This window comes from Devosia rhizoryzae, assembly GCF_016698665.1.
Taxonomy (GTDB): domain Bacteria; phylum Pseudomonadota; class Alphaproteobacteria; order Rhizobiales; family Devosiaceae; genus Devosia; species Devosia rhizoryzae.
In genome coordinates, this window is the sequence record NZ_CP068046.1 from 740,185 (window position 1) to 752,676 (window position 12,492).

At 61.5% G+C, this 12,492-nt stretch carries 14 protein-coding genes; 3 read left to right on the forward strand and 11 right to left on the reverse strand.

Annotation, left to right across the window (positions count from 1 at the left end; genetic code table 11):
• Positions 1 to 40 precede the first annotated feature (40 nt).
• Positions 41 to 1,750, reverse strand: coding sequence for an urease subunit alpha (gene ureC / locus JI748_RS03735; RefSeq protein ID WP_201635196.1), 1,710 nt, complete (start codon positions 1,748 to 1,750; stop codon positions 41 to 43).
• A 149-nt stretch (positions 1,751 to 1,899) separates the two neighbouring features.
• Between ureC and JI748_RS03740 the strand changes: the two genes are divergently transcribed.
• Both JI748_RS03740 and JI748_RS03745 read left to right on the forward strand, forming a co-directional pair.
• On the forward strand, positions 1,900 to 2,544 hold the full coding sequence (locus JI748_RS03740) for a hypothetical protein (protein WP_201635198.1): 645 nt from the start codon (positions 1,900 to 1,902) through the stop codon (positions 2,542 to 2,544).
• A 149-nt stretch (positions 2,545 to 2,693) separates the two neighbouring features.
• Complete coding sequence (locus JI748_RS03745) at positions 2,694 to 3,338, forward strand: hypothetical protein (RefSeq protein WP_201635200.1); 645 nt, start codon at positions 2,694 to 2,696, stop codon at positions 3,336 to 3,338.
• 47 nt (positions 3,339 to 3,385) lie between these two features.
• Here JI748_RS03745 and JI748_RS03750 read toward each other — a convergent pair whose 3' ends face one another.
• From JI748_RS03750 to JI748_RS03770, 5 genes are all read right to left on the reverse strand, one after another.
• Positions 3,386 to 3,799, reverse strand: coding sequence for a hypothetical protein (locus JI748_RS03750; RefSeq protein WP_201635202.1), 414 nt, complete (start codon positions 3,797 to 3,799; stop codon positions 3,386 to 3,388).
• Positions 3,800 to 3,860: 61 nt separating this feature from the next.
• Entirely contained in the window at positions 3,861 to 4,166 is a 306-nt protein-coding gene (locus JI748_RS03755; RefSeq protein ID WP_201635204.1) for an urease subunit beta, read from the reverse strand.
• A gap of 10 nt (positions 4,167 to 4,176) precedes the next feature.
• Positions 4,177 to 4,755, reverse strand: coding sequence for a HupE/UreJ family protein (locus JI748_RS03760; RefSeq protein ID WP_201635206.1), 579 nt, complete (start codon positions 4,753 to 4,755; stop codon positions 4,177 to 4,179).
• Positions 4,756 to 4,764: 9 nt separating this feature from the next.
• The gene (locus JI748_RS03765) at positions 4,765 to 5,067 is read right to left on the reverse strand and encodes an urease subunit gamma (RefSeq protein WP_201635208.1); all 303 of its coding nucleotides are present in this window, start codon (positions 5,065 to 5,067) and stop codon (positions 4,765 to 4,767) included.
• A gap of 13 nt (positions 5,068 to 5,080) precedes the next feature.
• Positions 5,081 to 5,881: an urease accessory protein UreD gene (locus tag JI748_RS03770; protein WP_233280606.1), complete on the reverse strand. Its 801-nt coding sequence runs from the start codon at positions 5,879 to 5,881 to the stop codon at positions 5,081 to 5,083.
• 117 nt (positions 5,882 to 5,998) lie between these two features.
• Here JI748_RS03770 and JI748_RS03775 point away from each other — a divergent pair, with 117 nt between their 5' ends.
• Positions 5,999 to 6,397, forward strand: coding sequence for a hypothetical protein (locus tag JI748_RS03775; protein ID WP_201635212.1), 399 nt, complete (start codon positions 5,999 to 6,001; stop codon positions 6,395 to 6,397).
• A gap of 52 nt (positions 6,398 to 6,449) precedes the next feature.
• Here the strand turns inward: JI748_RS03775 and urtE are convergent, their stop codons facing one another.
• The 5 genes from urtE to urtA all read right to left on the reverse strand — a co-directional run bounded on the left by urtE (position 6,450) and on the right by urtA (position 12,331).
• A complete protein-coding gene (gene urtE / locus JI748_RS03780) occupies positions 6,450 to 7,154 on the reverse strand; it encodes an urea ABC transporter ATP-binding subunit UrtE (protein ID WP_201635214.1) in 705 nt (234 codons plus the stop codon).
• Positions 7,151 to 7,900: an urea ABC transporter ATP-binding protein UrtD gene (urtD, locus tag JI748_RS03785; protein ID WP_201635216.1), complete on the reverse strand. Its 750-nt coding sequence runs from the start codon at positions 7,898 to 7,900 to the stop codon at positions 7,151 to 7,153. Before urtD ends, urtE begins: the two co-directional genes overlap by 4 nt.
• Before the next feature lie 6 nt (positions 7,901 to 7,906).
• Complete coding sequence (urtC, locus tag JI748_RS03790) at positions 7,907 to 9,097, reverse strand: urea ABC transporter permease subunit UrtC (protein ID WP_201635218.1); 1,191 nt, start codon at positions 9,095 to 9,097, stop codon at positions 7,907 to 7,909.
• A 181-nt stretch (positions 9,098 to 9,278) separates the two neighbouring features.
• Positions 9,279 to 10,877 (reverse strand): urea ABC transporter permease subunit UrtB, encoded by a 1,599-nt coding sequence (gene urtB / locus JI748_RS03795; protein ID WP_201635220.1) that lies wholly within the window; start codon positions 10,875 to 10,877, stop codon positions 9,279 to 9,281.
• A 149-nt stretch (positions 10,878 to 11,026) separates the two neighbouring features.
• Positions 11,027 to 12,331, reverse strand: a complete 1,305-nt coding sequence (gene urtA / locus JI748_RS03800) for an urea ABC transporter substrate-binding protein (protein WP_201635222.1) — start codon at positions 12,329 to 12,331, stop codon at positions 11,027 to 11,029.
• Positions 12,332 to 12,492: the final 161 nt, after the last annotated feature.

Below are 12,492 nucleotides of genomic sequence, written 5' to 3' on the forward strand. Positions count from 1 at the left end.
TGGCACAGGCCCGCGGCTGAAGTGAGACAATGCATTTTGATCAGAACAGGAAATAGCGCTGCGCCATCGGCAAGACGGTCGCCGGTTCGCAGGTCAGCAGTTCCCCATCGGCGCGCACTTCATAGGTTTCGGGATGAACGTCGATATTGGGCGTGGCGGAGTTGAGCTTCATCGCCGCCTTGCCGATCCCGCCGCGGGTGTTGGACACTGGCAGCAATTGCTTGTCGACGCCGAGCCGGTTGCGCAGACCGGCATCATGCGCCGCCTGCGAAATAAAGACCACGGACGAGCGGCTGACCAGCTTGCCAAAGGCTCCGAACATGGGCCGGTAATGCATGGGCTGGGGCGTGGGGATCGAAGCGTTGGGATCGCCCATCGGCGCGGCAGCAATGGAGCCGCCGAGAAGAACCATTTCCGGCTTCACGCCGAAAAAGGCCGGGCTCCAGATCACGAGATCGGCGCGTTTGCCGACTTCGACCGAGCCGATATGCTGGCTCATGCCGTGGGCGATAGCCGGATTGATCGTATATTTAGCGATGTAGCGGCGGACGCGGAAATTGTCGTTGTCGCCGGTTTCTTCGGAAAGCCGACCGCGCTGCCGCTTCATCTTGTCCGCGGTCTGCCAGGTGCGGATCAGCACTTCGCCGACGCGACCCATGGCCTGGCTGTCGGAGGAGATGACCGAGAGCGCGCCCATGTCGTGAAGGATGTCTTCGGCCGCGATGGTTTCCTTGCGGATGCGCGACTCGGCGAAGGCGACGTCTTCGGGGATGGACTGATCGAGGTGATGGCAGACCATGAGCATGTCGAGATGCTCGGCGATGGTGTTGACGGTGTAGGGGCGCGTGGGATTGGTCGAGGACGGGATGACATTGGGCAGGCCCGCGACCTTGAGGATGTCCGGCGCGTGACCGCCACCGGCGCCTTCGGTGTGGAAGGCATGGATGGTGCGGCCCTTGAAGGCTCCGATCGTGTCCTCGACGAAGCCGCTTTCGTTAAGCGTATCGGTGTGGATCATCACCTGCACGTCAAAGGCGTCGGCAACCGAAAGGCAGTTGTCGATGGTGGCCGGGGTCGTGCCCCAATCCTCGTGGAGCTTGAGGCAGGAGGCGCCGGCGAGGATCATTTCCTCGAGCGGTGCCGGAACGGCGGTGTTGCCCTTGCCGGCAAGCGCCAGGTTCATCGGGAAAGCGTCAAAGCTTTCGATCATGCGCTCGATGTGCCAGGCGCCGGTACAGGTCGTCGCCAGCGTGCCGTGCGCCGGGCCGGAGCCGCCGCCGAGCATGGTGGTGACGCCGCTCATCAGCGCTTCCTCGATCTGCTGGGGGCAGATGAAGTGGATGTGCGCGTCCATGGCGCCGGCAGTTATGATCTTTCCTTCGCCGGCGATCGCTTCGGTCGAAGGGCCGATGATGATGTCGACGCCGGATTGCGTATCGGGGTTGCCGGCTTTGCCGATGCCGGCGATGACGCCATTCTTGAGGCCGATATCGGCCTTGTAGATGCCGGTATGATCGACGATCAGCGCATTGGTGATGACCGTATCGACGGCACCTTGCGCCCTGGTGCGCTGCGACTGGCCCATGCCATCGCGAATGACCTTGCCGCCGCCGAACTTGACCTCTTCGCCATAAGTCGTGAAATCGCGCTCGACCTCGATGAAGAGCTCGGTGTCGGCGAGGCGAACCCGGTCACCTGTGGTCGGGCCGTACATATCGGCATAGGTGGCGCGAGAAATGCGTGCTGGCATAACGTGTCCCGAAGAGTGGCCGGGGACAAAGGCTTCCCAAGACCGACTGTGGCCGCTTCGCCGGTCGCTGGCAAGAGGTTGATCGTGATAGGCCGGAACTCGCAACAATTTTAGTCGTTGCTCGCGCTGGCCCCCGCTGGAGTTCTGCCATGTATCGCGTCCTGCCCATTCTGCTGATTGGACTTGCTTCACCGCTCTTGGCGCAGGAGCCCGGCTTGGGCATCGTGGGTGAAGGCACCCAGACGCAAAGCGTCGAGCTGCTCAAGGATAGCGTTTCGGTGTCGATCGAATCGTCCGGTGCACTGTCGCTTGGGCGTGGGAATGACAGTGTGGGTGGAAGTCTGGGTGTGTCGGTCAACGATGTGACTATTGTCAGCATCGGCCGTGAGAGCACCAGTGCGGCGCCGGGGAGTGCCGGGGCTGGTGTCACAGGCGCAACAGGAGTGGCAACTGCGAACGGCACAGCAGGTGCCGCCCCATCAACGGGCGCGTCCGGCCAGCAAGTTGCTGTTCAGGGTCAAGGTTCGGGGACAGGTGCAGCCGGATCCCTGACGCTCGCCTGTTCGGAAACCGAGGGCGGGCGGGAGAAGCTGATCGGTGCGCTCACTTCAGGGCAGGAAGTCTGGATGCGCCCGACTACCTGCACGACGCCACGCGACGACATTGCTGATCTTGCAAGCCAGTATCCTCAACTTGAGCAGGCTGTTGCCGGTGCCGGACGGAGCTTCGAAGACGTGGTTGCCATCACGATTTCTGATGATTTCGTGGTTCTGGATATGCTGAGCGCCGACTAACCGTTTGCTGCAACTCGGTTTTCTACGAGCGACCAAAGTTAAAGTTCCGATCACGTTTTAATTAGAGTTGGAACATTCGGTTAGCTTACGACTTACTCTTCCGAACCTTACGGGTTTGAAATAACAAATGAAAAAAGGAGGATGGGCTAATGCGCTCTTTCCATAAAATTCTTCTCGGTTCTGCCGCTGCTCTTTCGCTTACCACTGCTGTTTCCATCGCACAGGACAACGAAAGCACCAATGTTCTTGGTAATACTCTCGACTCGGTGACGGGTACTGTTTCCGGTACTGTGGATGGCGTTACCAATTCTGTCAGTGGAACTGTTGAAGGCGTCACCAACTCGGTCGACAGCACCCTCGGCACTTCGGTCGGCGACACCGTGACGAGCGTCACCGGTGGCGACGCAACGGGCACGGTTGGTGATGTGACCGGCGCTGGCGACGTTGCTGGCTCGACCGGTGATGTTGGCAATCTCGACTTCAACGGCATCCTGTCGAACATCTCGTCCGACGGTAACAGCGTCGGCGACATCGGCAACATCAGCGACGCTGCCGACCTTGGCGACGTCCAGGTTATCGATATTGCAGATGTTGCAAACTTTGACGCCAATGCGCTCAACGATGCGCTGAACGGCAATGCCAGCAACATCACGGCTCTTCAGGATGCCCTCAACGGCAATTCGTTCCTGAACGAGTTCTTCTCGGCCAACTCGATCGACGTGTCCGACGTTGTTGCCCTCAACAACGATCAGGACGGTTCGCTGACCTTCTACACCTATAGCCAGGAAGACTAAGTCTTCTAAGCTCTAGTGCTAACGCGCCGGGCCCTGTGCCCGGCGTTTTAGTTTGTGCGTCGGGGTTGCACTTTACGAGCGACCGCAGCGGCATGATCGATCAGCGCGTCAAGCAGCTTTTCGCCTTCTGCTATAGCTGCATCGCGCCGTTGCGTGCCGGCGACAAGGGAAAAGGCCAGCACCTGGACTGCATAGGCCTGCTTGTGCTGCCCGCCCTGCTGCGCGGCACCGCCATTGCGTTGAAACGAATTCAGCAGTTCGTCATATCCAGCGGCTGTGAGCGCCGACTTCGCGCCGGACCAGGATGTCTGCTTAAGCGAGTTGGCGATGTCGTTGGCCAAGCTGCCAATCATGGCCATGGCTTCGGCGTCGGCGACGCCATCACGCTGCAAGTCTTGCAGGACAGAAGCAAAGCGCCGTTTGAACTCTGCTTCCTTGGTATGTGTCTGCTCGTCGGTCATGAAAAAAGCCGGATTTGAAAAACCCGGCTCTTAGACCATTTCCCCGTGCCCGTGGCCAGCGTCAAAGACTGCCCATCACCATTTGGCGGAAACCAAAGATCTGCCGGTCGCCACCAATGGGCACGAGCCGGACCTCGCGCGTTTGGCCGGGTTCAAAGCGTACGGCTGTCCCTGCAGCAATATCGAGACGCATGCCGCGCGTCTTTTCACGATCAAAGCGCAGCCCGGCATTGGTTTCATAGAAGTGGTAGTGCGAACCTACCTGGATGGGGCGATCGCCAGTGTTGGCGACTTCGATTTTGAGCTGCGGTGCCCCATGATTGAGTTCGAGGTCGCCGCTGGCAGGAATAACTTCTCCGGGGATCATGCTCTTGTCCTCACGCGCTCATGGCCAACCATAGACCGCCCAGTGCCGTTGCGGCTCCTGCTGCTCGCGGCAGCCACTTGCCGCCTAGGCGGTTGAGAGCAAACCCAGCGGCAAGGCCTACCGCATGCAGCACAACCGTCGAGAGGGCGAAGCCAGCGGCAAATTGCCAGGCCCCGGCGCTGCCCAGTTCACCGCTATGCGCATGGCCATGGAAAAACGCGAAAAAGCCCACTGCAGCAGCGACCGTAGAGGTCGGCACCGGCAGAGCCAGGGCGATCGCGATGCCGATAAAGATCACGGAGGCGAGTATAACCGGCTCCGCGAAGGGCAGGGGCATGCCCATGATCGCCGCCACGAAGCCGAGCCCCATTGTTCCGGCAAAAGCCGCAGGAACGATCCAGATCGCTCTGCCACCCTGCATGGCGGCCCATAGGCCGACCGCAACCATGGCCAGGATGTGGTCGAGGCCAAACAGCGGGTGGCTGAAGCCGGCGGCAAGGGAACCGTGTTCGACCGGATCGAGATGGGCAAAGGCGGGAACGGTGGCGGCGCCGGCAATTGCCAGAGCCAGGAAGGCGCGCTTGAGCATGATTTACCCCTATCGGATCGGCTGGTGAACGGTGACGAGCTTGGTGCCGTCGGGAAAGGTCGCTTCCACCTGCACGTCGTGGATCATTTCGGCGATGCCCTCCATGACCTGGTCACGGCGGATGACATGGGCGCCGGACTCCATCAGTTCGGATACCGGCCGGCCATCGCGTGCGCCTTCCACGACGAAGTCGGTGATCAGCGCTATTGCCTCGGGGTGATTGAGCTTTACGCCCCGTTCGAGGCGCCTGCGGGCAACCGTGGCCGCCATGGCGATCAGCAGCTTGTCTTTTTCTCGGGGCGTTAGGTTCATCGGTCGGCCTGTCTCATAGATGCCAGAGGCGCGGCAGGCTGCCGGCGCCGGTAAGTTCGATCAAAAGTGGAACGATCATGCGCCGCAAGGCAAGCCCGCTTCGCGCCATGGCGCGTATCACAAGGCGCTCGCCCGTGTTGCTGATGCCGATCTGCCCTTCGGGCGAGAGCGGCGAGAGGCGCGCGCTCAACCTTTGGGCGGCATCGGCACTGTCGGCGACGTGCAGCACAGTGGCGAAGGCGCGGTTGCCTGCTAGAAGCGAAAGGCTATCGCGTTCGCTGGCTGCAGCTGAAAGCTCGGTTGCCTCAGCGTGGAGCAGGCGGCCGCTGCGGCTGATGCGCCAGCGATCGCGCAGGATAGCGTCGCGGGCATCCTCGCCCATGGCGTGACGTCCGAGCAATACGGCTTCGATCGCCGTGAGCGTCGCGCCTTCATCAAGCTCCACATCCAGCCGCCGATGCAACTTGCTGCCGCTAAAGAGGATCGTTTCCTGCGGCAGCCAATCAAGATGGGCGCCAGCGCCGACCTTGAGATGGGTCGAAACTTGAGCAGTATCGCCGGTGGAGCGATAGCTGCGTTCGCAGGCCTGCGTTGTCAGCACGGCCTTGCCACCGGCGGCGATTTCGGCGCCCCAGTCGATCCGATCGCCACCGGTGATCCCGCCGGCGGTGTTGATCAGCACCGCTTCGAGGGCGGACGTGTGCGTGTTGGGCAGCCGGATTTTGCCGCAGCCTTCCTGAAAGAGGCGATCGATGCGGGTGCGGCCTTCCACCTGCTTGGTCGTGAGGCGTGCGATGCCTCTTGCGCGTTGCAATGGGGCTGTCAGCATTTTGTTAGGTGCGCCAGAATTCATTGCAACGATCCTTTGGGTCGCCACGTTTGTACTGCGAGCACACGCTCTAGCGTTGAAAAATTCCGAAAGGTTAGAAAAATGAGCATTAAATCTGCCGTTTCCGCCGTTGCCCTCGCTTCCGCAATGATGATCGTTCCTGCTTTCGCACAGGACGCTGCTGCTCCCATGAGCGGCGACATGATGATCGGTGGTCTGACCATCGCTGAAGGCGATATGCCTGCCGTGCAGGCTGCCTGCGACGAGCTTTCCACTGCCGCTAACACCTCGCTGTCGGACAGCACCGAAGATGGCGCTGCTGCAGGCACCAACACCACCGAAGAAGATCCGACCCGCGCTGCGGACCAGCCGCCGGCTGAAGGTCTCGACAATGCAACCACCACGATCGACCTTTCCTCGATCACTCTTGAAGATTGTACCGAAGCTGGTCTCGTGATGACCAACGCTGACGACTCGGACGTGACCTCGGTTACCAACTAATCCTCGGCACATTTGTGCAGCGACGCCCGGCTTCATGCCGGGCGTTTTGCGTTTAAACCATGAGGTGACGGCGCACGTCGGGCTTGTCGAGATCGCTCGCCGGGCCAGAATGCATGATCTCGCCGCGGTCCATGACGTAGATGTCGTCGGCGATCTCCCGGCAGAAATCGAGAAACTGCTCCACCAGCAGGATGGTCATGCCCTTCTCGTCGCGCAGGAACTGTAATGCGCGGCCGATGTCCTTGATGATCGATGGCTGGATGCCCTCGGTAGGCTCATCCAGCACGAGGACTTTGGGTCGGGTGACCAGCGCACGTCCGATGGCAAGCTGTTGCTGCTGGCCACCCGAGAGATCGCCACCCCGGCGTCCAAGCATGGACTTGAGCACGGGGAACAACTCGAAGATGTAGGCGGGAATGTTGCGCTCAGCTCTCGGGATACCGGCATAGCCAGTCTCAAGGTTTTCCTTGACCGTCAGCAGCGGGAACACCTCGCGGCCCTGAGGCACGTAGCCGATGCCCATGCGGGCGCGCTTATAGGGCGGGGACTTCTTCAGCACTTCCGAGCCGAAGGTGATTGCCCCCGCTGAGGCGTGGTTGATGCCGGTGATCGCCCGTATGGTCGATGACTTGCCCACCCCATTCCGCCCCAAGACGGCAGTGATGCGCCCCGGTTCGCAGGTGATGGAAATGCCCTTGAGCGCCTGGGCGGCGCCATAGTGGAGGTCGATGTTCTCGATCGAAAGCGCAGCGCTCATCGTCCAAGATACCTTTCGATGACGACGGGATTTTTGCTCACCTGATCGAGCGAGCCTTCGGCAAGGACCGATCCTTCGGCGAGGCACACGACGCGCGAGCCAAGTTCGCGCACGAAGCTCATGTCATGCTCGACAACGACGACCGATCGCGTGACAGAAATCTCGCGCAGGAGCTTGGCGGTTTCTTCGGTTTCGCTGTCGGTCATGCCGGCAACGGGTTCGTCGACCAGCAGAAGTTTTGGGTCCTGGGCGAGCAGCATGCCGATCTCGAGCCATTGCTTCTGGCCGTGGCTGAGATTGGCGGCGAACTCGTCCTTGCGGTGCAAGAGCCGCACGGTCTTGAGAATTTCGGTGATCCGCGCCTCGTCCTCGTTGCTAGCCGAGTAGAACAGGGTGGCAAAGATGCCGCGGGGCTTGCGCAGCGCCATTTCCAGATTGTCCCAGACGGTGTGACTCTCGAAAACGGTCGGCTTCTGGAATTTTCGGCCGATGCCAAGATTGGCGATCGCCGCTTCATCGAGCTTGGTGAGATCGGTGCGGCCATCGAACAGGACCTCGCCGGCGTCGGGCCGGGTTTTGCCGGTTATAATGTCCATCATCGTGGTCTTGCCGGCGCCGTTCGGTCCGATAATGGCCAGCATTTCGGCAGGATGGACGATGATCGAAAGGTTGTTGATGGCCTTGAAACCGTCGAAGGCGACGGAGACGCCATCGAGGTAGAGCATGGTATCGTGGGCTTTGCTCATTGGCTTTTACTCCGCCGGCCGTGGTTGCGCGTCGCCAAAACTGGCTGGATCTTCGCCGCGCTCGATGTCGGCCGAGGCTTTTGGCGTGGGGTCATGGCGGGCCGCGCGATGCCTGCCGAAAATCTGCTTCCAGAGACCGACGATGCCTTTGGGCAGGAACAGCGTCACCAGGACGAAGAGGGCGCCGAGGGCGAAGAGCCAGAATTCGGGAAAGACGGTGGTGAACCAGGATTTGCCCAGATTGACGACGATGGCGCCGATGATCGGCCCGATCAGGGTGCCGCGCCCGCCGACGGCGGTCCAGATCACAACCTCGATGGAATTGCCCGGCTCGAACTCGCCGGGATTGATGATGCCGACCTGCGGCACATAAAGGGCGCCAGCGATGCCGGCCATGATGGCTGAGACGGTGAAGGCGAAGAGCTTCACATATTCAACCCGGTAGCCGAGGAACCTCGTGCGGCTTTCGGCGTCGCGCACGGCGACCATGACCTTGCCGAGCTTGGAATTGACGATCTTCGAGCAGACAAGGACCGAAAGCGCCAGGGCGATGGCGGTGGCGGCAAAAAGGGTGGCACGGGTGGCCTGCGCCTGGACCGGGGTGCCGAGAATGTCCTTGAAATCGGTAAGGCCGTTATTGCCGCCAAAACCCATGTCGTTGCGGAAAAAGGCCAGCAGAAGGGCGAAGGTCATTGCCTGGGTGATGATGGAGAGGTAGACGCCGGTGACGCGGCTGCGGAAGGCGAAGAAGCCAAAGACGAAGGCAAGAAGGCCGGGCACCAACACCACCATGGCCATGGCGAACCAGAAGTTGTCGAAGCCCTGCCAGAACCAGGGCAGCTCCGAATAATTGAGGAACACCATGAAGTCGGGCAGCACGGGATTGCCATAGACGCCGCGCGTGCCGATCTGGCGCATCAGGTACATGCCCATGGCGTAGCCGCCGAGTGCGAAGAAGGCGCCGTGGCCGAGCGAAAGAATGCCGCAATAGCCCCAGACGAGGTCGAGCGCGAGGGCGAGAATGGCGTAGCTGAGGTATTTGCCGAGCAGCGACACGAGGTAGGTCGGCACGTGACCGAACTGGCCGGGCGGGATCAGGAGATTGGCCATCGGCACGAGGATCGCGACGGCGAGGAAGATGCCGATGACCCAAATGGCCTTGCGATCGAGGGCGCGGAAGAGGGCTTGGGTCAGCATGGGGCGAAACTCCGGTCGGCATAAAATAAGCGCGGGCCAAGCGGCGCTTGTGCATCCCTCCCCCTTGAGGGGAGGGAATGAGGGTGGGGGTCCGTCGGTGGACCACTGCACCACCCCCCACCCCGACCCTCCCCCTCAAGGGTGGAGGGGGCGAAGGAGCCGACAAATCTTTGCAGGTTCCTCATTGCTCGACCGCCCGGCCCTTGAGCGCGAAGAGCCCACGTGGCCGGCGCTGGATGAAGAGGATGATGAGGACGAGGATCAGGATCTTGCCGAGGACGGCGCCGGCATAGGGTTCGAGGAACTTGTTGGCGACACCGAGCGTCAGCGCGCCGACCAGTGTGCCCCAGAGATTGCCGACACCGCCAAAGACCACGACCATGAAGCTATCAATGATGTAGTTCTGGCCCAGGTTTGGCGAGATGTTGTCGATCTGCGTCAAGGCTACGCCGGCAAGGCCGGCAATGCCGGAGCCGAGGCCGAAGGTCATGGCGTCGACGAAGGGGGTGCGGATGCCCATGGACGAGGCCATGCGGCGGTTCTGCGTCACGGCGCGCATCTGGAGGCCAAGCGGGGTGCGATTGAGCACCAGGAGCAACATGAAGAAGACGATCAGGGCGAAGATGACGATCCAGAAGCGCCCATAGGTGATGGAAAGGCCGAAGAATTCGGTCGAGCCGGCCATCCAGGTCGGGGCGATAACCATCTGGTTGGTGGGCCCGAAGATCGAGCGCACGGTCTGCTGCAGAATCAGCGAAATGCCCCAAGTAGCGAGCAAGGTTTCGAGTGGACGCCCATAGAGCCAGCGGATGATGCCGCGCTCGATGCCGACACCAATGGCGCCGGTGACGAGGAAGGCGGCGGGCAGGGCGATCAGCAGCGAATAATCGAGCAGGCCTGGGAAATTATTGCGGATGGTCAGCTGGACCAGAAAGGTCGTGTAGGCGCCGAGCATGACCATTTCGCCGTGGGCCATGTTGATGACGCCCATGACGCCGAAGGTGATGGCGAGGCCAATGGCGGCGAGCAGCAGCACCGAGCCGAGCGAAACGCCGAACCACACATTTTGCAGGGCGCCCCAGACCGCACGTTCCTGTTCGAGCCCGGCGATGGCGGCGTTGATGCTGGCGACCAGTTCTTCGGGCGCATCGGTGCGAGAGGAGCTCAGAATAGTGATGGCGTTGCGGCCACTCCCGGCGACGAGCGGCACGGCGGCCTGGCGATCTTCGATGCTCGATGCGCTGTCGCGCAGAACGGTGAGGGCGCGCGCGTTCTGCATGGCGCGCAGCACATCCGCGTTGGTCTCGGCGGCGATCGCTTCCTCGAGCAGGGGAATATTGGCCGGGTCGGGATTGGCGAGGAAGCCGTTGGCGGCCGAAAGGCGCGTCGCGGGGTTGTCGCTCATCAGCGTCATGCCGGCGAGAGCGGCGGCGATGCCACGGCGGAGGCTATTGTTGACGCGAATCTTGGAGAGGTCGGCGTCGGCGCCCAGTTCCACGGGATCGCCCGTGACGGGGTCGGTGACGGTGGAGCCGCGCTGGATCAGCACGCGGCCTGTGGTTTCATCCGCATAAAGGTCGCCATCACCGAGGGCGGTGAGGGCGGGCACGACGGCAGGATCGCCGGTTGCGGCGAGCTCGGTGACGATGGTGGCCAGTTCCTTGAGGCTGGCTTCGGCCATGGCGGCGACGCTGGCTGCGATATCGGTCTCCTGAGCCTGAGCAGCAGGAGCGAGAACAAGAAGGAGTGCCACCAGGAGATTGCGGAGATGAGTCAACATGGGTGGCTAAGTCCTTGTTCTGAAAGGCTGGAGGTAACAGGGACCCCCACCCGGCCTCCCCCTTTAGGAGGGGGAGGAGTAGATTGTGGCTGGCTGACACCGGCCTGTTCCTCCCCCTTCTTCAGGGGGAGGTTAGGTGGGGGTGACCGTTACTGCGCAGCGGCGCCGCAGGTCTTGGTTTCGGTGTTGTAGTTGCCGCAGTTGATCGGGGCGGTCCAATCGGCTTCGAGCATGGCGCTCTCGGGCAGGTAGTCGGACCAGGCGTCGCCGGGGACGAGGTCTTCGGTTTCCGAGACCACGAAGAACTGGCCGTCGTCCTGGATTTCACCGATCAGCACCGGCTTGGTGATGTGGTGGTTGGGGAGCATGGTGGCCATGCCGCCGGTGAGGTTCGGGGTTTCGAGGCCGACAATGGCGTCGATCACAGCGTCGGCTTCGGTCGACTGGGCGGCTTCGACAGCCTTCACCCAGAGGTTGAAGCCGATATAGTGGGCTTCCATCGGGTCGTTGGTGACGCGATCGGTCGAGCCGATATAGTCCTGCCAGGCGGAGATGAACTCTTCATTTTCCGGCGTGTCGACGGACATGAAGTAGTTCCAGGCGGCAAGGTGACCCACCAGCGGGGTGGTGTCGAAGCCGGAAAGTTCTTCTTCGCCGACCGAGAAGGCGACGACGGGGATGTCTTCGGCCTTGATGCCCTGGTTGCCCAGCTCGCGGTAGAAGGGCACGTTGGCGTCGCCGTTGATGGTCGAGACCACGGCGGTCTTCTTGCCTTCGGAGCCGAAGGCCTTAATGTCGGAGACGATGGTCTGCCAATCGGAGTGACCGAAGGGCGTGTAGTTGATCATGATGTCTTCTTGCGCGACGCCTTTGTCGAGCAGGTATTGCTCGAGAATCTTGTTGGTCGTCTGCGGGTAGACATAGTCGGTGCCGGCGAGGACCCAGCGCTCGACCGAGCCGCCGTCTTCGCTCATCAGGTAGTCGACGGCCGGGATGGCCTGCTGGTTCGGGGAAGCGCCGGTGTAGAAGACGTTGCGCTGCGATTCTTCGCCTTCGTACTGGACGGGGTAGAAGAGCAGCGAGTTCAGTTCTTCAAAGACCGGCAGAACGGACTTGCGGCAGACCGAGGTCCAGCAACCGAAGACCACGTCGACGTCGTCGACTTCGATTAGCTGGCGGGCGAGTTCGGCGGCCAGCGGCCAGTCGGACGCGATGTCGACGACCACGGGTTCGAGCTGCTTGCCGAGCACGCCGCCCTTGGCGTTCTGCTGTTCGATCAGGAACAGCATCGTGTCCTTGAGCGTGGTTTCCGAGATCGCCATCGTGCCCGAAAGCGAATGGAGAATGCCGACCTTGATGGTGTCGTCCTGCGCCATTACCGGCACGGCGGATGCGAAGATCGTGCCGGCCATGGCGGCAGCGAGAAGAGCGCGTTTCGCGCTGAAGAATGTCATGAGTAGTCCCTCTGACCTGTTGAGCCCCGAGACACCAAGGGAGGCGTCTGGGGGGACAGTGGGACAGATCTTAACCGCAGCCATATACGTCGATTGACGTAACAGCGGGGCACGAGAGGCTGGAAAGCCTTGTAAACCGTGCTATTCAGGCCTTGGCGAAT